Raw genomic sequence first — 21,056 nt, 5'->3', positions numbered from 1 at the left:
GTCGACGCCGATCCGAATCTCTTCGCCACGAAAAGCTTCTACAAACCGATGGACTGATGATACCTTGAGCTTCGCCATGTCGGCCTCCCGTTTGTTTTGGTTTCACTGGTGTTGTTACCAGCAAAACTCAGGAGTGCCGACATGGTATTTCTGTCCCCCTACCCGGCGTTCCTGGGAACTGACGGGGCGGACTCCCATCCCGGCACCATCCAACACCGTCCCTAACCGCCCCCCCCCCCTCGCCTATCCCAACCATCTCACCCTCACAGATTCCGCTTCCCTCGCCGCCATTTTCCCATCGATCATCTCGGTCCATTCCAGACGATTACATCAATAAACATCCCTATCCGGCCGCCATTCCGACCTAAAATCCGGCGGACCGCCTTCAGCTCCCCATTATCCCAGCATTTCGCCCTCCGATCCGCGCAATCCGTTGTGCGCCAATGATTCTGAATAAAGTCTAGAAAAAGTCACGCATAGAAACCGCTTGATTCCGCCCTGTTGGCCGCAAGTCTAGACTTTATCTAGATACCCAAAAAAGCGTTGGTGCGGGCCGATAAAGCCGAATTGGCCGCAATTCCTGCCAGATGCGCCGGGATTACCGTTACTTGCGCCAGAATTCCGGGACGAAGAGGATGATGACGGTATAGATTTCGAGGCGGCCCAAGACCATGCAGAAGGTCAGGGTCCACTTGGCGGTGGCGGGCAGCCAGGCGAAGTTCTCGGTGGGCCCCACCATGCCTATGCCGGGGCCGATGTTGCCGATGCAGGCCAGCGAAGCGGCGAACGAAGTGACCACGTCCACCCCGGAAGCGGCCACGATGAAGGCGGCCAGCACGAACAGGCCGATCCACAGGACAAAGAAGCCCCAGACGCCTCTCAGCACATCGTCCTGGACCACGATCCTGCCCATCTTGACCCGGCTGACCGAGCGCGGATGGATGAGCCGGAACAGCTCATGGTAGGAATGCTTGAGGACCAGCATGATGCGCATGACCTTCATGCCGCCGCCCGTGGACCCGGCACAGCCGCCCACGAACATGCAAAAAAGAAGGATGGCCTGGGCGATGCCTGGCCAGATCTCGTAATCGGCCGTGGCGAACCCGGTGGTGGTAAGGATGGAGGCCACCTGGAATGAGGTGTAGCGCACGGAATCGGCCACGCTCCGGTACTCCCCATCCATATACACGGCCACGGCGATAACGGCGACAAAGGCCAGATACATGACCGCAAAGGTGCGAAACTCCGGATCGCGCAGCAGTGCCGCCGGGCGTCCCTTGAGCAGCAGGTAGTGCAGGGAGAAATTCACGCCCGCGATGAGCATGAAGACGGTGATGACGTAGTCGATGTAGGCGCTCTGATAGGCGGCTACCGAGGCGTTGCGGGTGGAGAACCCGCCAGTGGCCATGGTCCCGAAGGTATGGCAGAGCGAGTCGAAAAGGTCCATGCCGCCGAACAGAAGCAGCAAGGTCTCCAGGGCGGAGAAAAGCACGTAGACCTTCCACAGGGTCACGGCCGTGTCCTTGATGCGCGGCTTGAGCTTGTCCGGCGTGGGGCCCGGCACCTCGGCCTTGTAGAGCTGCATGCCGCCCACGCCGAGAAACGGCAGGATGGCCAGGGAAAAGACGATGATGCCCATGCCGCCCAGCCAGTGGGTCAGGCTGCGCCAGAACAGGATGCCGCGCGGCACGGCCTCGATGTTCTCCAGCACCGACGAGCCCGTGGTGCTGAACCCGGACAGGGACTCGAACACGCAGTCCACCACCGTGTGGAAGGTGCCGCCCAGGTAGAACGGCAGTCCCCCGGCCACGCCCGCCGCGAACCAGCCTAGGGCCACGATGGCCATGCCCTCGCGGTGGGTCATGGGCGTGCGGCGGAAGGACGGGTCGCGAAACGCCGCGAACATCAGCGCCCCGCAGACCACGGAAATGACCATGGACATGGCCAGCGGCCCGGCAGTCCCGTCGCCGTACCACAGCCCCCAGCCCAGGGCGAAGACCATGGTCATGCCCACGCAGGCGACCAGCGCGCCAATGACGTGCAGGACGTAGCGCCAGCGCATCCTAGAAGAACTCCACCTTGGTGGTCAGCACCTTCTCGACTTTCGGGATGTTCTGCCGGGTGGAGATGATGAGCAGCCGGTCGTCGGGCTCGATGACCGAGTCGCCGCGCGGCATGATGATCTCGCCGCCCCGCTGGAAGCAGAGGACCAGGCTCCCGCGCGGGAAGTCCAGGTCCTTGATGGCCTTGCCCACGATGGGAGAATCCTTGAGGGCGATGGCCTCCAGCGCCTCGGCCTCCTCGCCCTTGATGCTCACCGAGGAGATGATGCGTCCCCTGCGGATGTAGTGCAGCAGCGAGTTGATGGCGGAGAGCCGGGGGCAGACCAGATAGTCGATGCCGATGGGCTCGATGAGCGGCATATAGCCGAAATTATTGACCCGGGTGACGGTGCGCTTGGCCCCCAGGCTCTTGGCCAGCAGGCAGGTCAGGATGTTGGTCTCCTCGTCGCCGGTGACGGCGATGACCATGTCCATGTCGTGGACGTTCTCTTCGCGCAGGATCTCCTGGTCCGTGGCGTCGCCCATGAGCACGATGGGCCGGTCCAGCCGCTCGGAGAGGAACTCGCACCGTTTCTGCCGATTCTCCAGTATCCTGGTATGATAGTATTTGTTGTCCAGGGCCTTGGCCAGCTTGTAGCCGATGTTGCCCCCGCCGACGATCATGACCTCGCGCACCGGCTCGACGTGGACCCCGAGCCGCCGGAGGATATCTTCCTGTTCCCGGATGTCGCAGGCGAAATAGACCACGTCGCCTTCCTGAATGCGGTCCATGCCGCTCGGGATGATCAGCTTGTCGTCCCTGACCAGGGCGGCGATGACCAGCCCCAGGTCGTTGCCGATACGGCTGCGGAGCTCCATCAGCCGCGCGCCGACAACCGGGCTCTCGGGCGGCAGGTACATGCCGAGAAGCCGGATCTTGCCCCCGGCGAACTCGTTGATCTCCACGGCTCCCGGCACGCTCATGAGCCTCAGGACGGAGTTCACCACCTCTTCATCCGGATTGATGATCTTGGTGATGCCGACCGAGTCGCCCGTAAGCAGATGCTTGTAATTCGTATAGATACCGGCCCGGATTCGGGCCAGCTTGGTGATGTTCGGATTGAGCAGGTTGGCGAAGACGCAGGCGATGAGGTTGATCTCGTCGCTGTCGGTGACGGCGAGAAGAATGTCCGCCTGGGCGATTCCGGCGTCCTCCAGGACCTCGGGACTGCTGCCCGCGCCCTGGATGGTCTGCACGTCCGAGGTCTCCGCCACCTTGCGCAACGCCTCGGGGCTCTTGTCGATGACCACGACTTCCTTGTTTTCCACGGCCAGCCGCTGGGCGATGTGAAAGCCGACTTCGCCGGCCCCGACAATGATGATGCGCAAATGACAACTCCGCGAGATTGATACGATATGCAACATCCGTCTTGTACCCGTCTTTTGCGACCAGCGCAACATTGCCACCGGCAGAACAAACCCTGTGATTCGAGTCCGTTGAAAGCGAAACGGGACGCCCCCGACCAAGGTTTGGCGTCCCGTCGACCTTTGCCGGACGGCGAAATGGCGTCCGTTGGGTATTGCAAATCGCTACGGCGCGTTTCCGCCGAAAACAACCCTACGGACGGCCTCGACGCCCACGCGCTCGACAAACCGGGCGGTGCGCTCCCTGCTCTTCGCCTCGCGGGCGTATAAGTCGAGGACGCGGGCGATGATCGCCAGCGCTTCGTCGTCCGAGACGTTTTCGGCCAGCACGTCGCCCGTGCGCACCCGCTTGCCCGCGTTGCCGCCGAAGAGCACGGTCCAGCCGCCATTCCTGCCCACCAGGCCGACGTCGCGCACGTAACTCTCGGCGCAGCACATGGAGCACCCCGAGACGCCCGCCTTGAGCTTGCACGGCAACGTGACGGTGTTCAGGAAGGTCTCCAGCCGCTCGCCCATGGCCATGGAGTCGCGCATGCCCATGCGGCAGGTGGCGGAACCGGGGCAGGCCTGGACGTAGTAGTGGCAAAACTCGCCCACCGGGCCGAGCCGGTCGATGACCGCCCGGACCTGGTCCTTGGGGATGCCCTGTAGCTTGAGCCGCTGCCCGGCCGTGACGCGCACGCCGGGCAGGTTGAAGTCGCGGACCACGGAATTGATGATGTCCAGTTGTTCCGGCGAGATGCATCCCAGCGGCATGCGCGGGGTGACGGAATACAGGCCCCCGCCCGCCTGGGCCAGGGCGCCCTTCGGCATTTCCTCGATGAGTGCGTCGTGTTTCATGATCAGATCGGCGGGGTTATGGTTACCAGGACTCGCATGTCCGTGACGGCCCGGACGCCGTGGGGCTCCGCGATGGCGGAGACCAGGACGTCGCCCGGCGCGGCGGGCATGGACGCGCCGTCCGCGCCGAGGAACTCGCCCTTCCCTTCCAGGACGGCGATGGCCAGCTCCCCTTCAAGGTCGTGGGCGTGCACGGGCAGCTCCTGGCCGGCCTTGAAGTTGAAGTTGATAACCTTCATGTACGCGGACTCGTGGACGAAATAGTTGGAGAACGTCTTGTCCTTGAAGCCGTTTTCCTTGAACAGTTCAATCTTCTTCATGTTTCCTCCCTTTCCGGGGTTACAGCGGGGCCATGGCCAGGATCGCGCCGTTGCGGGCCACGGTGACGCGGATGGTGTTGACCCGGCGTCCCGCGCGCTCGAAGGCCTGGTTCAGGATGGCGGTCATGGACGCGCAGCACGGAACCTCCATCTCCATGACGGTGATGGACTTGAGGTCGTTCTGCGTGACGATTTGCGCCAGCTTCTCAATGTATTCCATTTGGTTGTCGAACTTGGGGCAGCCCAGGAGCACCACGCGGCCGGGCACGAACTGGCCGTGGTAGCCCGGCAGGGCCACGGGCACGCAGTCGGCGGTCAGCAACAGGTCCGCCCCCTTGAGAAAGGGCGCGGTGGGCGGCACCAGCCGGAGCTGGACCGGCCAGTGGCCCAGAGCCGAGCCCGAGGCCGGACCGGCCTGGGGAGCCTGGGCCTGCGGCATGTTGGCCTGCTGGCACGGGGTCATGGCATGCAGAGCCGCGCCAGGACAACCGCCCTTGGGCCTGCCGCCCATGCGCAGGCTGGCCGGGTCCGGCATATGGCCGGGCACAGCGCGGCCCTGGGCCGTCAGGTTGGCGCGAACGGCCTCGGGATCGAAGTCCTCGGCCTCGCGCACCTCAACCTTGAGCGCGCCCGTGGGGCAGTCGCCCAGGCACGCGCCCAGGCCGTCGCAATAGATTTCCTTCACGAGCCGGGCCTTGCCGTCCACGATGGCCAGCGCGCCCTCCTCGCAGGCGGGCACGCACTGCCCGCAGCCGTTGCACAGCTCCTCGTCGATGGAGATCATCTTTCTCGTGACCATGTTTTCCTCTCTCTTGTACGGGTTGGAATTCATATCCTGGCCACGCCGAGAAACACGGCGTGCAGGCTGGTGGCCAATATCAGGAACAACGTCCGGGCCGCGCCGGAGCGCAGGCCGGGAAAGGCGTAGCCGATCCGCCCTTGGGCGCAGGCGGACAAGCAGTCGCCGCAAAGGGTGCAGCTCAGGGCCGGGCTCCCCGCCTCGACCCGCGCCGCGTCCAGGGCGTTGTATCGGCAGCGGGAAAAGCACGCGCCGCAGCCGGTGCAGCCGTCGTCAACGCGGATGCGCCAGGGCGACAGCCTGCCGAGCACGCCCGCCACCAGCCCCATGGGGCAGTAGGCGCTGCAATGGGCCATAACGCCCCGGCGGCGGGAGACCAGGACCATGACGCCCACCCCCACGAGCCCGAAGACCGCCGCCGCGAGCACGGCCACGATCATCGGCGCGCCCATGACCCGCAGCAGCCAGGCCGCGCCAACGCACAGGACCAGGGCAGCGCCCCGTCCGGCGACGCCGAGCCGCCGCAGCCGCGCGTCGGGCCGGGAGGCCTTGCGGGCCCGGCTCATGGCGTCGTCCCAGGCCCCGATGTAGCACAGGTGGCTGCACCAGGCAGGGCCCACCAGCAGGACCGTGACGCCGAAGAGGATGGGCATGAAGTATCCGCCGCCACGGAAGACCGGCCCTGCCGCAATGAGCGCGGGCACGGGCAGGTGCAGCCGTCCGGTCATGAGCATGTCCTCCATTCCGGAGAGCCCCAGGGCCAGTTGCAGAAAGAAGACGGCTGAAAACAGGGCCCAGATGCGCGGCCGGACCGCCCGGTGCCCCTCGGGTTCGGCCATGCGGCCGAACACCCACTGGGCATAGCAGGCCAGGATCGCGATCTCGGCCCAGCCCCAACCGGGGAAATAGCGGTCCGCCAGCAGCACGGGAAACGGGACCTTGGCGCGGGCCATGGCCAGGCCGAAAACGGTGAGCAGACACACGGCCGCCTTGGCCGCGCCCTGCGCCGCGTCCTTGCGGAAGAACGACCGGGCCGCGTCCGTGCCCAGGGCCAGCAGCGCCAGGCCGTTGACGGCCATAACCCCGGCCAGGATGGCCGCGAGCCGCGCCCACGGCAGGTCCAGGGCCATGCGGAAGCGGAGGAACTGGACCGTGGCGTCCGCCCAGGCCCAGGCGGCCCAGAGCAGCGCGACGGCCGCCACCGGTCGCACCCAGGCGCGCCGGGTCGGAACCAGGCAGGCCAGGAACGCGAAGGCCGCGGCCAGGCCGTGGTCCGCTCCCCTGAGCGCGTGGGCCCCGGCCAGCAGCAGGGCCAGGATGGTCATTGTCGGCATGGCGTGTCGCATTCCTCGGTCTCCGTGGCCCCAGACTGGACTTTTCCGACCCGCCGGGCCATGACTTAAATCAAACGTACCGGAGAAAATGACAATGATAAGGGAAAAAGACGCATGAACACCGCCGAAGCCATCCGGACCGTCCGCTTCTTCCATGGCCTGCCGGACGAACAGTGCGCCAAGCTGGCGGACATCGCCGTGATCCGGACCTCGCCCCGGGACGCCCTGCTCTTCGAGTCCGGGGCCGAGGCCAGCGGCTTCTTCGCCGTGCTGACCGGACGGGTCAAGATCTTCCGCACCTCCCCCTCGGGCAAGGAGCACATCCTGCACGTCTTCGGCCCCGGCGAGATGTTTGGCGAGGTGGCCGTGTTCCAGGGCTCGACCTTCCCGGCCTCGGCCCAGACGCTGGAAGAGAGCGACACCCTGTTCATCCCGCGCCGCGACTTTCGCGACATGCTCGGCCGCGAGCCGGACATGGCCCTCAAGATGATGGCCCTGCTCGCCGGGCGGCTGCGGACCCTGGTCAACAAGGTGGACGACCTGACTCTCAAGGAGACGCCCTCGCGCGTGGCCGCCTACCTGCTCCTACTCCGCTCGTCCCACGGGACGGACACATTCAAGCTCGACCTGCCCAAGGGGCAGATCGCCTTTTATCTCGGCACGATCCAGGAGACCCTCTCGCGCATCTTCAAGCGCTTCGCCGACGAGGAGCTGATCGAACTGAGGGGCAAGGAAATCACCATCCTCGACCAGGACGGGCTCCAGGACCTGGCCGACGAGGGGCGCTGAGCCGCTCCGCGAACCAACGCAAAAAGCCCGCCACACGGATGTGTGGCGGGCTACGGAAATCGTAACGGAAAGAGGCTAGGCCTCGATCTTGTTGATGGCGGCCTGGAGGCGAGCGACGCGGCGCTGAGCCTGGCGGGCGTGGATGACCTGCTTGCGGGCGGCCTTGTCCAGGACGGACGTGGCGGCCTTGAGGGCCTCCATGGCCTTGGTCGCATCCTTCTCCTCGATGGCCACGCGAACAGCCTTGACGGTGTTCTTGATGCGGGTCTTGGAGATGCGGTTGCGGGCGCGACGCTTCAAGCTCTGACGGTGCCTCTTGAGGGCGGACTTGTGATTGGCCAAAGTAGTAACTCCTGATCTTTTTATCGTATAAACGCGATTTTTGCTTTTATTCCCATGAAGGGAGAGCCTTTTATATGGACTCTCCCTTTTATGTCAAGTCTTTTTAGACCTGCAGGGCGTTAAAATCGGCGAGCCGGCCCAGCCGGTCCACCAGGGCCTTGAGCAGATTGAGCCGGTTCAGCCGGACGTCGGAGGCGTCGCACATGACCATGACGTTGTCGAAAAAGCCGTCAACGCTGGGCCGCAGCTCGCGCAGCAGGCCGAAGAGCCCGGCGAAATCGCCCAGCTCCCAGAGGTCGTCGAAGTGCGGGGCCATCTCCTCCAGGCGAGCGCCGAAGGCGGACTCGTGCTCGTCCTCGAAGAGTTCAGGGTCGTAGTTGCCGGTCAGCGGCTGGCCGGCCTCGTCACCCTGCTTGCGGATGATGTTGGCCGCGCGCTTGAAGGTCAGCACGGCCTGGCCGAAGTCCTCCTCGCGGCTGAAGGCCGCCAGGGCGTCGAGCCGGGCCTTGAGGGTGCGGACGTCGTCGAAACCGGCCCCGAGGGCGGCGTCGACCACGCGGGTCTCGCACCCCTGGCCGGTGAACAGGGCGCGCAGCCGCTGGGCGAAGAACTCCAGCAGCTTCTCCTGTCCCTCGACCGCGCCGAGCTTCCACTTGATGCCGTCGGCATAGGCCTCTCGGGCCCAGGCGAGGAAGTCGCCCAGGCTGATCGAGAGGTCGTGCTCCATGATGATCCGGGCGATGCCCAGGGCGCAGCGGCGCAGGGCGTACGGGTCATTGGCCCCGGTGGGCGTCTTGCCCAGGCCGAAGCAGCCCGCCAGGGTGTCCGCCTTGTCGGCCATGGAGACCAGGGCTCCGGCCAGGCTGGACGGCACCGGGGTGTCGGGACCGGCGGGCAGGTACTGCTCGTAGATGCCGCGCGAGACGATCTCGCCCTTCCCGGCGCGCTCGGCGTAGATGCCGCCCATCTTGCCCTGGAGTGTGTCGAATTCGTTGACCATCTCCGAGACCAGGTCGGCCTTGGAGAGGCGGCCCGCCCTGGCGTACTTCTCGATCTCGCCGGGCAGGATGGACTTGGACTCGCCCAGGGTCCCGGCCAGGCGGCCGCAGAGATTCTCGATGCGGCGCGACTTGTCGCCCACCGAGCCCAGGGGGCCGAGGAAGACCACATGCTCCAGCTTGTCGAGCCAGTACTGGAAGTCGGCCTTGCAGTCCGCCTCCCAGAAAAAGCGGGCGTCTTCCAACCGGGCCTTGAGCACCCGCTCCCACCCCTTCTTGACCAGCGGAACCTCCTTGGGCTCCAGGTTCAGGGTGGTCAGGAAGTGCGGCAGCAGCTTGCCGTCCGGCCCTTCGACGCCGAAGCTCTTCTGGTGCGACTGCATGGAGGTCAGCAGGACCTCGCGCGGCAGCTCCAGGTAGCGGGGGTCGATGTCGCCGATGAGGGGGCGGGGGAATTCCACGAGGTTGGCCACCTCTTCGAGCAGGCCCGGCTCCCAGACGATCTTGCCGCCGAGTCCGGCGGCCAGCCGGTCGCCCTCCTCCACGATGGTCTTCTTGCGCGCCTCGGGGTCGATGACCACCTTGGCGTCGTCGCGGACCACGGCGAAATAGTCGGCCGCGCCCGCCACGGAGAACGGGCCGGGGCCCATGACGCGGTGGCCGCGGGTCTCGCGCCCGGAGGTCAGGTTCTCGATGGAGAACTCCACCACCGCCTCGCCGAGCAGGCAAAGCAGCCAGCGGATGGGCCGGCCGAAGGCGAAGTCGTAGCCGCCCCAGTGCATCTTCTTGGGAAAGGACAGGGACTCCACAGCCTTGACGCACAGGGCCGGGAGGATGTCGAGGGTCGCGCCGCCGCCCACGATCTTGCGGGCGGCCAGGTAGTCGCCCTTGTCGGTGGTCTGGGTGAACAGCGCGTCCGGAGCCACGCCCTGAGTCTTGGCGAAGCCCTCGCCAGCCTTGGTCAGGTTGCCGTCGGCGTCGTAGGCGATGCGCACGGGCGGGCCGGTGACGGTCTCCTCCTGCTTGCGCTGGGCGTCCGCCATCTGCGCCACATGGGCGACAATGCGGCGCGGGGTGGCGTAGGTGTCCACGCCGCCGTTCTCGACCATCGCTCCCGCGAGCAGGTCGGCGAACACCGCCTTCAGCTCTTCGGCCAGCTTGGGCACGAAGCGGGCGGGCATTTCCTCGGTTCCGATCTCCAGTATGAATTCGGCCATGTCGATAACTCTTCTATTTGTTCGGTCTTATTTCTTCAGCAACGGGTAGCCCATCTCCTCGCGCTGCTCGGCGACGAGCCTGGCGATCCGGGAGGCCAGGTTGCGAACCCGGCCGATGTAGGTGGCGCGCTCGGTAATGGAAATGGCTCCGCGCGCGTCGAGCAGGTTGAAGGAGTGGGAGCACTTGAGGCAGTAGTCATACGCCGGATACGGCAGCCGCTCCTCGCACAGGCGCAGGCACTCGGCTTCGAACTTGTTGAAGAGGTCGAAGAGCATGTCCGCGTCGGAAAGCTCGAAGTTGTACTTGGACATCTCCACTTCATTCTCGTGGTAGACGTTGCCGTAGGTGATCTCGTCGTTCCACCTGAGGTCGTAGACCGACTCCTTCTCCTGGAGATACATGGAGATGCGCTCCAGGCCGTAGGTGATCTCCACGGACACGGGCTTGAGGTCGATGCCGCCCACCTGCTGGAAGTAGGTGAACTGGGTGACCTCCATGCCGTTGAGCCAGACCTCCCAGCCCAGGCCCCAGGCGCCCAGGGTCGGGGACTCCCAGTCGTCCTCCACGAAGCGGATGTCGTGCTCGGCGGTGTCGATGCCCAGCGTGGCCAGGCTCTGGAGATACAGCTCCTGGACGTTGTCGGGCGACGGCTTGAGGATAACCTGGAACTGGTAGTAGTGCTGCAACCGGTTGGGGTTCTCGCCGTAGCGGCCGTCGGTCGGACGGCGGGAAGGCTCCACGTAGGCGGTCTTCCACGGCTCGGGGCCGATGACCCGGAAGAAGGTCGAGGGGTTGAAGGTGCCCGCCCCGGTCTCGACGTCCATGGGCTGGACGATGGCGCAGCCGTAGTCGGCCCAGAAGGCCTGCAACTTGAGTATTACATCTTGAAAGTTCATCAATGACTCCGAATCATACCTTTTTATACACGCCGTTTTCCCAGGAAAGTCCCAGGTGGTAGGCGACGAAAAGCTCGATGAGGCGGCTCACCTGCCGCCGGACGTCGGCGTCCATGGCCACGGAGGCCCACTGGGCGGGACGGCTGCGCTGCACCCAGTCCAGGGCGCGCAAAACTCCGCTGGAGAGAGGGTGAGCAAGACCCTCTAACGGTTTCCCGCCCGAAAGACAAGTCGGACAAACCACCTGGCCGCGTTCCACGGCGAAACGGTAGCCGTCGCCGGTGCCCACCGGCTCGCCGCAGCGGCCGCAGGCCAGGAAGTCGGGCTCGAACCCCAGCTCGAAGGCGAGCTTGGCCCGGAAAAGCCAGGGCGCGAAGTCCGGGCTGCCCCCGCCGGACTCCAGCATGGACAGGGTTTCGAGGAGGAGCTCGTAGACGGGCTTCGCGTCGCCGGGGTCAACGCCCACGGCCTCCACGAACTTGACGCAGTTCACGGCCATGCCGGTGCGGCCGGGGTCCGTGCGAACGCCGGGAAAATTGCTCAGCAGCGAGCCTTCTTCGAGGATGATGTAGTCGCCCCGCTTGCCGGAGCCGATGGAAAAGAGGACGTGGCTGAGAGGATCGAGGCAACCCACGAAGCGGCGTCGGCTGCGGGTGCCGCCAAATGCGAAGCCGTTGAAGATGCCTCGGGACGGGGTGAGCAGGCGGACCCAGCAGTCCGCTTCCCGAAAACACCCCACCTTGAGCACCAGGGCCTTTTCGGTGGTGTTCACGGAGTTCTCCCCGGCGGCAGGGCGCCCTACTCCGCGCCGAAGGTCAGGGTCTGGATGTTGCCCTTCTTCTGATCCAGCGAATAGGGCTTGCCGTTGTAGGAGACGGAGACACCGGCCACGTTGCCAATGCGTATCCGTCTAGGATAGTTGAACATAAGCCGAAGCGGCTCCCCTTCCTTGAGCACGAAGTCACGGGTCATCTGGACCTCGTCGCCCTTCCAGACGCCGATCCAGCAGCCCTTCTCCGTGGTGGCGCGGATGACCAGGATGTGGTCGTACTTCTGCTTGGCCTGTTCCTCCTCGGCCGAGGCCTTGGCGGCGTCCTCGTCCTTGCGGCCCACGGTGACCAGGTCGGCGGCCTTGTCCCTGGCCGCGGCCTCCTGCCTGGCGGGTGGCGGCACGGGCGGCGCGATGGCCGGCTCCGCCGGAGCGGTTTCGGCCTGTGCCGCCGCGCCGGGCAGGTCGGCGGAGGATTGGCTGGCGGCGGGCTGTCCGGCGGCGGGCTCGCCCGGTTCCCCGGCGGGAGCCGCCTCGGAAGCGGGCGCGGCATCAGGCGCGGCCGCAGGCGCCGCAGCGGCCGGCGCCTGCGTCTTCTCGGAGGTGGCGGCGGGCGTCACGGCCTTGTCGGCATCCTTGCGCTGGGCAAGGAAGAAGATGCTTCCGGCCAGGGCCGCGAGAATGACGATGACGAGGAAGAGCGGCAACCCGCTCCTGCGTTTTCGCCCCTCGCCGCCTTCATGGTCGTGAAAGGCCTTTTCGGCCAGGGGAGCGACCTCGTAGCCGTGCTCCCTCGGCATGTTGGTGTGATCCTGGTACTCCCGGTCCACCACCATGCACAGGTCGTCGCCGTCCAGGCCGAGATACCGCGCATAGCTCTTGACGAAACCCTTGGCGTACACCGGATGCGGCAGACCGGACTTGTCGCCGCTCTCCATGGCCAGAATGTTGGTCTTGCTGATTTTCGTGGCCTCCATGACCACTTCTATGCTGAGTCCCTTCCGTTCCCGCTCATTTCGCAGGATCGATCCGACTTCCTCGAAATCCATTACGTTACCCCACTTGGAAAATACGCGCTATTGCATGTATTCGATGACTGAGCTCTGTTTCAATTTATCAAAGTAATCCTTGAAAATGGCTTCCCTTTTCTTCTGCATCAACCGATTGGAAATGTCATCCTTGACGTCATCCAGGGGGACGAGCCGATCCTCGACGATCTTGATCGGGGACAGCAACGCCTCTTTGCCCTGGACCTGAAGGGGCTGGCCCACGCCGCCGACGGGCACGCCGTCGATGGACTGTTTCCAGTCGTCGGCCAGGTCGCCCCAGTCCATCTCGCCGATGGAGCCGCCCTTGTCCTTTCCGGGGCCAACGCTGTACTTCGCGGCCGCCTCGGCAAAAGTCATTTCGCCGTCCTGAATTCGCTTCCTGACCTCCACGGCCGAGATGTCGGGCGGGAGCAGTATGATGCCCAACTCGACCATCTTCTCCAGCAGGTAATCATCGCGGTGCGCCTCATACTCCTTCTTGATCTCGGAGTCGGTCACCAGCACCTTGCTGTGGACCATGTAACCCAGGAGCTCCTGCTTCTCGATGAGCCCCTTCATCCGGACCCGGAACTCGGGGACGGTCAAGTCGTCGGCCTTGACCATCGCCGCAAACTGCTCATCGGTCAGATTCCGCTCCTGCTTTATCTTGTCTATCTCGTCGTCCACGGCCTTGTCCGGCACATCGATGCCGTACTTCTTGATCTCCTGGGCCATGAGTTTGTCATTGATCATCTTTTCGAGGGTTTGCTTGCTCAATTCCTTGAGCTGCTCCTTCTGCGACGCCGAGAGGCCCTTGACGTTGACCTTGGCGAGGATCGGCTTCATCTCCTCATCCAGGTCGTACTGCGTGATGATGTCGTCATTGATCTTGACCAGTATCCGGTCATAGACCACCTCCGCCGCATGGGCGGACAGGGGCATCAGCAGTATGGCCAACCAGACGACACAACGAAAACAATGCAACACTAGGTACTCCTCGAAACCCCGTGGTCGGGGGAGTGCTTGCCAATTTGTCGGACTCTAGTCCCTTTATGAAAATCATGCAACGAGTGCACAAACTTAGATGCCGGTGCCGTTGGCGTCGTCCATGACCCCGTCCGGAAGCGAGGCCGGTTCCTGTGATGAGTCCTGTGGCGATTCCTGCGCCGGGTCCTGGACGGAATCCCCGGTCGGCTCCTGAGCGGATTCCCGGGCCGCCTCGTCCCTCATCTCTTCCTGATGCCGGGTATCCGCGTCATCCGAGACCTTGTCTCCGGCCCCCTCCCGGGACGGCAGCAGGTGACTGCTCACGGTGATCTCGGCCGAAGCCACGGCCTTACCAAGCCACGCGGCGAAGGCGTCGCGCAGCTTGCTCTCCAGCAGGGCCTTCTCCACCAGGGGGTAGGCCTGCGCCGGGGCCAGCACCTTGGCCGGGCTGCGCTCCTGAAGCACCAGGGCCTCGAAGCCGAAGCGGTCGGTCAGCACGCCGCTGGACTGGCCCTGCTGCACCCCGGCCAACGCGCTCTTCCAGGCGGCCGAGAGCCGCCCTTCGCGCACCACGACCTCGCGGGTCTCCACTTCGCCGAACACCGTGGCCAGATTGACCTGGTCCTTTTCGGCCAGGTACTTCTCCACGGCCCGCTCCACGATCTCGCGGCTGGGGCCCCGGACCACCAGGATGCGCAGGCTCTCCGGCAGGTAGAAGTCCGAGATGTGCTCGCGGTAGTATTCCTGCGCTTCCTTGTAGTCGATCTTGATCTGCGGCCGGAGCACCTGGTGATAGAACTTCTGCATGGCCAGGTAGTTGCGCAACTGCACGCGCCAGGCCTTGAGGTCGATGCACTCCTCGATGAGCATCTGGTCGAAGGCGCCGTCCGGGTAGTCGGCCCGCACCTCCTCCTCCGCCTTGAGCAGGTCGTGGTCGGTGATGCCGATGTCCTGGCCGTTCAGCTCCTGGACCACCAGCTCCTGGATGATCAGCTCGGTCAGGATGTCGCCGTATTCGGTCCGGAGCTTCTCCACGCTGGGCACGTAGGCTCCGGCGGTGTCGGACTGGAACTGGTCGTACTGGAACTCCAGTTGGGAAAGGTAGATGGGCGAGCCGTTGACCCGGGCCACGATGCCCATGTCGTCGGCGTTGCCGGAGCAGCCCACCAGCAGCATCAACATCAGATATATGAACGATCGCTTAAACATACACACTCACTGATCATGATTCGGCCGCGCGTCGGGCGAGGCGTCCAGCATCTCGTCCAACTCGACGGCCGCGTCCTCCAGGGCCTGGCGCAGGGACCCGGCCTCGGCGTAACGCAACTCCAGCCGGGCCGGGGGCAGCATCCGCGCCCTGCCGCCCCGCTGGCCCACCCAGGCGAGGAGCAGTTCCGGGCTCACGGCCACGGCCTGGTCCGTCCAGGTCAGGACCGCCCGGCCGGGATAGAGCTCGGCCCTGGCCACGCGCAGGCGCCCCAGGGTCTGCTTGAGCCGCAGGATGCCGAGGAAGGTGTCCAGCGGCTCCGGCAACTGGCCGAAACGGTCGCGGATCTCGGCTTCCAGTTCGGTCAGCGTCCGGTCGTCCCCGGCCGAGGACAGGGCCCGATAATACCGGAGCCGCTCCCGCGCGTCGGGAATGTAGCCGCCCGGGATGTGCGCCTCGAACACGAAGTTGAGCTCCGGTTCCGAGGCCCGCTCGTCCTCCAGGCCGCGCACCCGGCGGACCTCCTCCTCCAGCATTTCGAGGAAAAGCTCCAGCCCGACCTTGGCGATCTGGCCCGACTGCGCCTCGCCCAGGATGTTCCCGGCGCCGCGCAGGCGCAGGTCTTCCATGGCGACCTTGAATCCTGCCCCCAGATAATCCATGTCCAGAATGATACGCAAGCGTTTACGGACGATTTCCGACAAATCGTCCACGCTCGGAACAACGAAATAGGCGTAGGCCTGACGCTCGCTGCGCCCCACCCTGCCCCGGAGCTGATAGAGCTGCCCCAGGCCGAAAAGCTGGGCCTGGTCCACGATCAGGGTGTTGGCGTTGGGGAAATCCAGGCCGGACTCGACGATGGCCGTGCAGACCAGCACGTCGATGTCGCCGTGCCAGAAGCCGCGCATGGCCTCTTCCAGCGCCTTCTCGGTCATCTGGCCGTGGGCCATGGCGACCCGGGCGTCCGGGGCCAGCTCGCGCACGAACTCGGCCACCCGCTCCAGGCCGTTGACCCGGTTGTAGACCCAGTAGACCTGGCCGCCGCGCTCCAGCTCCCGCGCCAGGATGCCTTTGAGGGAGGACTTGTCCCGCTCGGTGATGGCCGTCTCCACGGGCTTGCGGTCCCTGGGCGGGGTCTCGATGACCGAGAGCCCCCGGATGCCGGACAGGGAGAGCTGCAGGGTGCGGGGAATGGGCGTGGCCGTCAGAGTGAGCACATCGATGTTCTGGCGAAAATACTTCAGTTTTTCCTTGTGCTTGACCCCGAAGCGCTGCTCCTCGTCCAGGATGAGCAGGCCAAGGTTGGGCAGCTCCACGTCCTTGGAGAGGATGCGGTGGGTGCCGATGAGGATGTCGATCTCGCCCCTGGCCGCGGCCTCCAGGATGGTCCGCTGCCGCTTGGGCGGGACGAACCGGCTGAGCATGCCCACGCGCACGGGGAATCCCTCCATGCGCTTGGTGAAGGTCTGGTAGTGCTGCTCGGCCAGCACGGTGGTCGGGCAGAGCAATGCCACCTGGAGCCCCTCCAGGGCGGCTCGGAAGGCGGCCCGGAGCGCCACCTCGGTCTTGCCGAAACCCACGTCGCCGCAGACCAGGCGGTCCATGGGCTCGGGCTTCTCCATGTCGCGGAACACGTCGTTCACGGCCCGCTCCTGGTCCGGGGTCTCCTCGAACCCGAAGGTGGCCTCGAACTCGGCGTACATCTCGTCCACCGGCCCGTAGGAATAGCCCTTGCCCACTCGGCGGAAGGCGTACATCTCCACCAGCTCGTGGGCGATCTTCTCGATGGCCTTGCGCACCCGGGCCGTGGTCGCGGCCCAGCGGGCCCCACCCAGCTTGTCCAGCGGCGGGGCCTTGGCCCCCTCCGGCCCCTTGAAGCGCTGAACCAGCTTGAGCCGGTCCACGGGCAGGTAGAGCTTGTCCTCGCCCGAAAAGAACAGCAGCAGGTAGTCGTTAGCCGCGTCTCCGATGCGCATGTGGTGCAGGCCGCCGAACTGGGCCAGGCCGTATTCGCGATGGACCAGGAGGTCGCCTTCGGAGAGGTCGTCGTACTTCTCCAGGCCGATGAACCCCTTGGCCCGGTCCTCGCGCGCCCGGGGCGGCTCGGGCTGAAGCACCTCCTCGCCCAGGATGCGCACCCCGCACCAGCCGAGCTCCATGCCCTTGCGCAGGGGGCTGACCAGGGCGAAAAGCCCGGCGGCGCGCGGCGAATACTCAAGGGCGATGGGCAACTGGTCCTGCTCGGCCAGCTTGAGGAACTTGGCCCGGCTGCGCTCCGAACGAAAACTGAGGATGGTCTGGAACCCGGTCTTGAGCCACTCCTTGATCCCGCCCACCAGAGCGGACCACGGGCGGCGCGAGGCCTCGGGCTTCCAGAAGATGTCCGTGAAATCGCCATAGGGCGTCTCAGGCAGGTCGATGCCGTTCTTCTCCCGGCCCAGGGTCAGCTCCTCGAAGACGATCTGGCGCGCGCCCTGCCATGCGGAGCGGGCCACCTCCTGGGTGCGGATGAAATAGCGGACCGGGCAGTGCACGCCCTGCTGGCGTTCCTGCTCGTCCATCAGGTCCCGCCAGGCCTGGTCCTGGTCCTCCAGCCGGGCCCTGAGCGCCCCGCCCGAGGAAAGCAGGAACGCGGCCCCCTCCGGCAGGTAGGCCTCCAGGCCCACGGGATCGGCGTAGTAAAGGCCGGGCCAGATGAAGCCGTCGCCCGCCTCCAGCCGCTCCAGGAGCGTCTGCTCGTCGGCCGGGCGCATCTCGCCGGTGGCGCGCATGCGCTTCCAGACCCGGCGCGCGTCGTCGGGGTAGGCCCCGGAGGTCAGACCGGGGGCCACGGGCAGGAGCACCAACTCGTCCAGGCCGGTCTTCGACCGCTGTGTGGCGGGGTCGAACAGCCGGATCTCGTCCAGGGTGTCGCCGAAGAATTCGAGCCGGACCGGCAGGTCGTAGCCGGGGGCCTGGATGTCCAGGATGTCGCCGCGCACGGCCATGTCGCCGGGGCCGGAGACGATCTTGCGCCGGGTATAGCCCCAGGAGACGAGCTGCTCGACGAGCAGGTCCGGCGACATGTCCTCGTTGCGCCCGAGCGTGATCCAATTGCCGCGCAGCACCTCCGGGTCCGGCCAGAACGGCAAGAGGTTGTCCGCGGTCATGAGCACGCCCGCCGGGCGGCGGCCATAGACCAGGGCGTAGAGTGCCGCCCAGCGCTCGCCCCAGGCCTCGGCGTCGGGCTTGCGGGCGTGGTGCGGCGGCAGCGTCACCCACTGCCGCTCCCAGACGGGCCGATCCTGGTCCGGGGCGGAGAACAGGTCGAGCAACGCCCGCATCTGCTTGAACTCGGACGCGCCCGGCACGACGACCACGGTGTTGGTCCCCTTGGCCAGCAGCGCGCTGGCCACGAAGGACTGCGTGGCCACGCCGCTCTTGAAGACGCGGACCGTGTCGGCCGCGCCGTTGATGAAGTCGGTGATGGCTTGGGGGAAGATCGATGGCATGTGTCGGGCGGACCGGCTCACGGTCCCTGCTGAAAATGAAAAACCGCCCCATCCCTATCGGGAGCAAGGCGGCTTGTCATCAATTAAGTGCACGTCCTATACGGCGGTCAGGGCTTCCTTCTCCTCGTTGTCGAGAAGGGAATCGAGGTCGAGAAGAATAAGCAGACGGTCCTCCAGCTTGCCCACGCCGTCGATGTAGTCGGAGTCCATGCCCGCGACCACCGGCGGCGGCGGCTGGACGGAGTTGGCCGGAATTCGCAGGACCTCGGACACCGAATCGACCACGAAACCGACGATGATCATGTCGATCTCGATGACGATGATGCGGGTGTACTTGTCGTGCTCCTTGTGTGCCAGGCCGAAACGGCTGCGCATGTCCACGATGGGAATGACCTTGCCGCGCAGGTTGATCACGCCCTCGACGAACTCGGGCGCGCGGGGCACGCGGGTGATGTCCATGGTCCGGATGATCTCCTGGACCTGGAGGATGTTCACCCCGAACTCCTCTTCGCCGATGCTGAAGGTGACCAGTTGGATCAGTTCCTGATCCTTCTCTTTTTCTTCTAGTTCGACGCCGTGTTCGATATCAACGCTCATGTCTACCTCGTCGTGGGTCGGCACGTTAATGCCTGCAATTTACAGTGCATTCAATGTGTCAATCCGACCTGTCTTTGTCAATGGTAAAAGAAGGTCGGCCAAAACGGACGGACGCCCCTCCTCCGGAGAGGCGAAAGGGCCCGGCCCCGCAGCGCGGCGGCCGGGCCCGAAAGCCGGTCTATCTCCGAGGGGGGCTAGAGCTTGCGGTAGCAGAACCACCAGTCGAAGCCATCGTACTCGTCGAGGCGCTTCTTGGCGCTGGCCACGTCCGCGGCGGGCGGGACGATGACCTTGTCCTGGATCAGTTCGTTGTTGGGCCAGCCGGCGGGCATGGCCACGCCGTTGCCGTCCGAGGTCTGGAGCGCCCGGACCGCGCGCAGCAGTTCATCCATGTTGCGGCCCAGCTCCTGCGGATAGTAGAAAATGGTCCGGACAACGCCCTTGTCGTCCACGATGAAGACGGCGCGGACCGTGTTGGTGCCCTTGGACTCGTGCAACATGCCCATCCGCCTTGCGATGGCGCCCTGGTCGTCGGCGATGACCGGGAACTCGATGGTCACGCCGAGCTTCTCTTCGATCCACTCGATCCACTTGATGTGGGAGAAGACCTGGTCGATGGACAGGCCGATGAGTTCGCAATTCAAGGCCTTGAAGTCGGCGTGCCGCTTCTGGAAGGCCACGAACTCGGTGGTGCAGACCGGGGTGAAGTCGGCCGGATGGGAAAAGAGGATGAACCATTTGCCCGCATAGTCGCCCGGCAGGTTGATTTTGCCCTGGGTGGTGGTAACGGTCATTTCGGGGAATTTTTCACCGATGAGGGGAAAGCTGTTTTCCATGATGGCGCTCCTTTGCGTTGTTGGCGGCCCGCCTTCTTCCGGGGCCTGTTGTTTTCACGTCTCGGCCGGCCTCTTTCGGACCGGCATCCGATACTTATTGATAATGAGAATTCTTACTATTTGTTTGGGTCTACAGAAATTTTCAGCCGATGGCAAGTAAAATGATAATTTTTCTCACATAGAAAATTATCGTGTGAAATCAAGTCGTGCAGAGGTGGTTGCATCAAACCGGCACGACTTGCGGAATGTCGCGCGCAGGCATTGCGCGATGCCGGCATCCCGCTCCCTCCTTCCAAGGCGTTCATACGGTATTGACGCATGGGGCATAAAGGACTAATGTAAACCTCAATTTGCAGCTAGCGGATTGTTATTCTTGAAATTTTCACCAAAAGGACGGCCTGCCGCATGGGTCAATACGCTCCCTTTTCCGATCAGGGCTCTCTGGAAGAACAGATAAAAGGTTTGGCCGATGAGGAACTGCTCGATTTTTGGGAGGAGACACAACAACTTGCAAAGATGCTCGATCAGGATGAGGCCGTGGACGTGGACTACAACCCCGAATACGAGCGCGTGATCCTGCAGGAATTGCAATACCGGACCTGCTGCAAGGGCCAGTTCTAGCCCGCCGCGACAAGCATGAAAAAAGCCCCCGATCCAGGATCGGGGGCTTTTCTTATGCGGCCCCATGTCAATCCCTCCCATTTGCCCTGTCTTCGACTGTTCACAGGCCAGACTCTACCCTCACCATTGCGGCTAATAGAGTGTATTCCTTTTCTTATTCGTGCTCTGCGGCACCAAGTACCGATTCGGTACGGTAGTTGTTTTGGATCGCAATTTTTGTTCGTAGTCTATGCTACCTAAAGCCCCCCGCGATCCGTCAGGCCGTTGCCGGAGGCAAGCTGAGCTTCCACAGCAATGCGGCCAGCTTTCGAGCCAGCGCGGTGATCGCCTTTTGCGGCACGCCGTGTCGGCCCAAAATCCGATTGTAGAACTCCCGCGCCCATTCATCTCGTTGCTTCCAGCCCCAGGCCGCTTCCACGAGCAGGCTTCGCAAGCGACGTTGCCCCACCGGTCGGATAAACGACTTTCCCTTTCCGCCACCGCTTTGCCGGATCACCGGGGCCAGGCCGAGATAGGC

The 21,056-nt window shown here is 64.6% G+C and carries 19 protein-coding genes; 2 read left to right on the top strand and 17 right to left on the bottom strand.

The window, feature by feature from the left end; all coding sequences use genetic code 11:
- Window positions 1-604: 604 nt before the first annotated feature.
- The 6 genes from PHP91_RS13260 to PHP91_RS13235 all read right to left on the bottom strand — a co-directional run bounded on the left by PHP91_RS13260 (window position 605) and on the right by PHP91_RS13235 (window position 6,772).
- Window positions 605-2,062, bottom strand: a complete 1,458-nt coding sequence (locus tag PHP91_RS13260) for a potassium transporter TrkG (protein ID WP_300141500.1) — start codon at window positions 2,060-2,062, stop codon at window positions 605-607.
- Window position 2,063: 1 nt separating this feature from the next.
- Complete coding sequence (gene trkA / locus PHP91_RS13255; protein ID WP_300141497.1) at window positions 2,064-3,431, bottom strand: Trk system potassium transporter TrkA; 1,368 nt, start codon at window positions 3,429-3,431, stop codon at window positions 2,064-2,066.
- A 201-nt stretch (window positions 3,432-3,632) separates the two neighbouring features.
- Window positions 3,633-4,307, bottom strand: a complete 675-nt coding sequence (locus tag PHP91_RS13250) for a nitrite reductase (protein WP_300141494.1) — start codon at window positions 4,305-4,307, stop codon at window positions 3,633-3,635.
- A gap of 2 nt (window positions 4,308-4,309) precedes the next feature.
- Window positions 4,310-4,627: a cupin domain-containing protein gene (locus PHP91_RS13245; RefSeq protein WP_300141491.1), complete on the bottom strand. Its 318-nt coding sequence runs from the start codon at window positions 4,625-4,627 to the stop codon at window positions 4,310-4,312.
- A gap of 19 nt (window positions 4,628-4,646) precedes the next feature.
- Window positions 4,647-5,426: a 4Fe-4S binding protein gene (locus PHP91_RS13240; protein ID WP_300141488.1), complete on the bottom strand. Its 780-nt coding sequence runs from the start codon at window positions 5,424-5,426 to the stop codon at window positions 4,647-4,649.
- A 29-nt stretch (window positions 5,427-5,455) separates the two neighbouring features.
- On the bottom strand, window positions 5,456-6,772 hold the full coding sequence (locus PHP91_RS13235; RefSeq protein ID WP_300141485.1) for a 4Fe-4S binding protein: 1,317 nt from the start codon (window positions 6,770-6,772) through the stop codon (window positions 5,456-5,458).
- 102 nt (window positions 6,773-6,874) lie between these two features.
- On the opposite strand from PHP91_RS13235, the gene PHP91_RS13230 reads away from it, so the two are divergent.
- Window positions 6,875-7,549 (top strand): Crp/Fnr family transcriptional regulator, encoded by a 675-nt coding sequence (locus PHP91_RS13230; RefSeq protein ID WP_300141482.1) that lies wholly within the window; start codon window positions 6,875-6,877, stop codon window positions 7,547-7,549.
- Window positions 7,550-7,624: 75 nt separating this feature from the next.
- Here the strand turns inward: PHP91_RS13230 and rpsT are convergent, their stop codons facing one another.
- The 10 genes from rpsT to PHP91_RS13180 form a co-directional block, all read right to left on the bottom strand.
- Window positions 7,625-7,891: a 30S ribosomal protein S20 gene (rpsT, locus tag PHP91_RS13225; RefSeq protein ID WP_300141479.1), complete on the bottom strand. Its 267-nt coding sequence runs from the start codon at window positions 7,889-7,891 to the stop codon at window positions 7,625-7,627.
- 103 nt (window positions 7,892-7,994) lie between these two features.
- Window positions 7,995-10,106: a glycine--tRNA ligase subunit beta gene (gene glyS, locus PHP91_RS13220; protein ID WP_300141476.1), complete on the bottom strand. Its 2,112-nt coding sequence runs from the start codon at window positions 10,104-10,106 to the stop codon at window positions 7,995-7,997.
- 27 nt (window positions 10,107-10,133) lie between these two features.
- Complete coding sequence (gene glyQ, locus PHP91_RS13215) at window positions 10,134-11,003, bottom strand: glycine--tRNA ligase subunit alpha (protein ID WP_300141473.1); 870 nt, start codon at window positions 11,001-11,003, stop codon at window positions 10,134-10,136.
- Window positions 11,004-11,016: 13 nt separating this feature from the next.
- The gene (gene recO / locus PHP91_RS13210; RefSeq protein ID WP_300141470.1) at window positions 11,017-11,775 is read right to left on the bottom strand and encodes a DNA repair protein RecO; all 759 of its coding nucleotides are present in this window, start codon (window positions 11,773-11,775) and stop codon (window positions 11,017-11,019) included.
- Window positions 11,776-11,801: 26 nt separating this feature from the next.
- Entirely contained in the window at window positions 11,802-12,821 is a 1,020-nt protein-coding gene (locus tag PHP91_RS13205) for a helix-turn-helix domain-containing protein (protein ID WP_300141467.1), read from the bottom strand.
- Between the two features lie 27 nt (window positions 12,822-12,848).
- Window positions 12,849-13,757 (bottom strand): SurA N-terminal domain-containing protein, encoded by a 909-nt coding sequence (locus PHP91_RS13200; RefSeq protein ID WP_300141464.1) that lies wholly within the window; start codon window positions 13,755-13,757, stop codon window positions 12,849-12,851.
- Between the two features lie 123 nt (window positions 13,758-13,880).
- On the bottom strand, window positions 13,881-14,996 hold the full coding sequence (locus PHP91_RS13195) for a peptidylprolyl isomerase (protein ID WP_300141461.1): 1,116 nt from the start codon (window positions 14,994-14,996) through the stop codon (window positions 13,881-13,883).
- A 6-nt stretch (window positions 14,997-15,002) separates the two neighbouring features.
- Window positions 15,003-18,485 carry a transcription-repair coupling factor gene (gene mfd / locus PHP91_RS13190; RefSeq protein ID WP_300141459.1) on the bottom strand — a complete coding sequence of 1,161 codons (3,483 nt, stop codon included), beginning with the start codon at window positions 18,483-18,485 and terminating at the stop codon, window positions 15,003-15,005.
- Window positions 18,486-18,581: 96 nt separating this feature from the next.
- On the bottom strand, window positions 18,582-19,082 hold the full coding sequence (locus PHP91_RS13185) for a chemotaxis protein CheW (protein WP_300141457.1): 501 nt from the start codon (window positions 19,080-19,082) through the stop codon (window positions 18,582-18,584).
- Between the two features lie 194 nt (window positions 19,083-19,276).
- On the bottom strand, window positions 19,277-19,918 hold the full coding sequence (locus PHP91_RS13180) for a peroxiredoxin (RefSeq protein WP_300141454.1): 642 nt from the start codon (window positions 19,916-19,918) through the stop codon (window positions 19,277-19,279).
- A gap of 405 nt (window positions 19,919-20,323) precedes the next feature.
- Between PHP91_RS13180 and PHP91_RS13175 the strand changes: the two genes are divergently transcribed.
- Window positions 20,324-20,539: a hypothetical protein gene (locus PHP91_RS13175; protein ID WP_300141451.1), complete on the top strand. Its 216-nt coding sequence runs from the start codon at window positions 20,324-20,326 to the stop codon at window positions 20,537-20,539.
- A 256-nt stretch (window positions 20,540-20,795) separates the two neighbouring features.
- Here the strand turns inward: PHP91_RS13175 and PHP91_RS13170 are convergent.
- Window positions 20,796-21,056: transposase (locus PHP91_RS13170; RefSeq protein WP_300141448.1), on the bottom strand; the 261-nt coding region annotated here is incomplete at its 5' end.

It is taken from the genome of Pseudodesulfovibrio sp., assembly GCF_028692895.1.
GTDB lineage: Bacteria > Desulfobacterota > Desulfovibrionia > Desulfovibrionales > Desulfovibrionaceae > Pseudodesulfovibrio.
Note: the sequence above shows the minus strand (reverse complement) of the source record. Positions and strands in the feature narration are given on the sequence as shown.

Coding starts and splice junctions, on each gene's coding strand:
- PHP91_RS13260 (WP_300141500.1), bottom strand. CDS start 2,062: ATGCGCTGGCGCTACGTCCTGCACGTCATTGGCGCGCTGGTCGCCTGC.
- PHP91_RS13250 (WP_300141494.1), bottom strand. CDS start 4,307: ATGAAACACGACGCACTCATCGAGGAAATGCCGAAGGGCGCCCTGGCC.
- PHP91_RS13245 (WP_300141491.1), bottom strand. CDS start 4,627: ATGAAGAAGATTGAACTGTTCAAGGAAAACGGCTTCAAGGACAAGACG.
- PHP91_RS13240 (WP_300141488.1), bottom strand. CDS start 5,426: ATGGTCACGAGAAAGATGATCTCCATCGACGAGGAGCTGTGCAACGGC.
- PHP91_RS13235 (WP_300141485.1), bottom strand. CDS start 6,772: ATGCGACACGCCATGCCGACAATGACCATCCTGGCCCTGCTGCTGGCC.
- PHP91_RS13230 (WP_300141482.1), top strand. CDS start 6,875: ATGAACACCGCCGAAGCCATCCGGACCGTCCGCTTCTTCCATGGCCTG.
- glyS (WP_300141476.1), bottom strand. CDS start 10,106: ATGGCCGAATTCATACTGGAGATCGGAACCGAGGAAATGCCCGCCCGC.
- glyQ (WP_300141473.1), bottom strand. CDS start 11,003: ATGAACTTTCAAGATGTAATACTCAAGTTGCAGGCCTTCTGGGCCGAC.
- PHP91_RS13205 (WP_300141467.1), bottom strand. CDS start 12,821: ATGGATTTCGAGGAAGTCGGATCGATCCTGCGAAATGAGCGGGAACGG.
- PHP91_RS13195 (WP_300141461.1), bottom strand. CDS start 14,996: ATGTTTAAGCGATCGTTCATATATCTGATGTTGATGCTGCTGGTGGGC.
- mfd (WP_300141459.1), bottom strand. CDS start 18,485: ATGCCATCGATCTTCCCCCAAGCCATCACCGACTTCATCAACGGCGCG.
- PHP91_RS13185 (WP_300141457.1), bottom strand. CDS start 19,082: ATGAGCGTTGATATCGAACACGGCGTCGAACTAGAAGAAAAAGAGAAG.
- PHP91_RS13180 (WP_300141454.1), bottom strand. CDS start 19,918: ATGGAAAACAGCTTTCCCCTCATCGGTGAAAAATTCCCCGAAATGACC.
- PHP91_RS13175 (WP_300141451.1), top strand. CDS start 20,324: ATGGGTCAATACGCTCCCTTTTCCGATCAGGGCTCTCTGGAAGAACAG.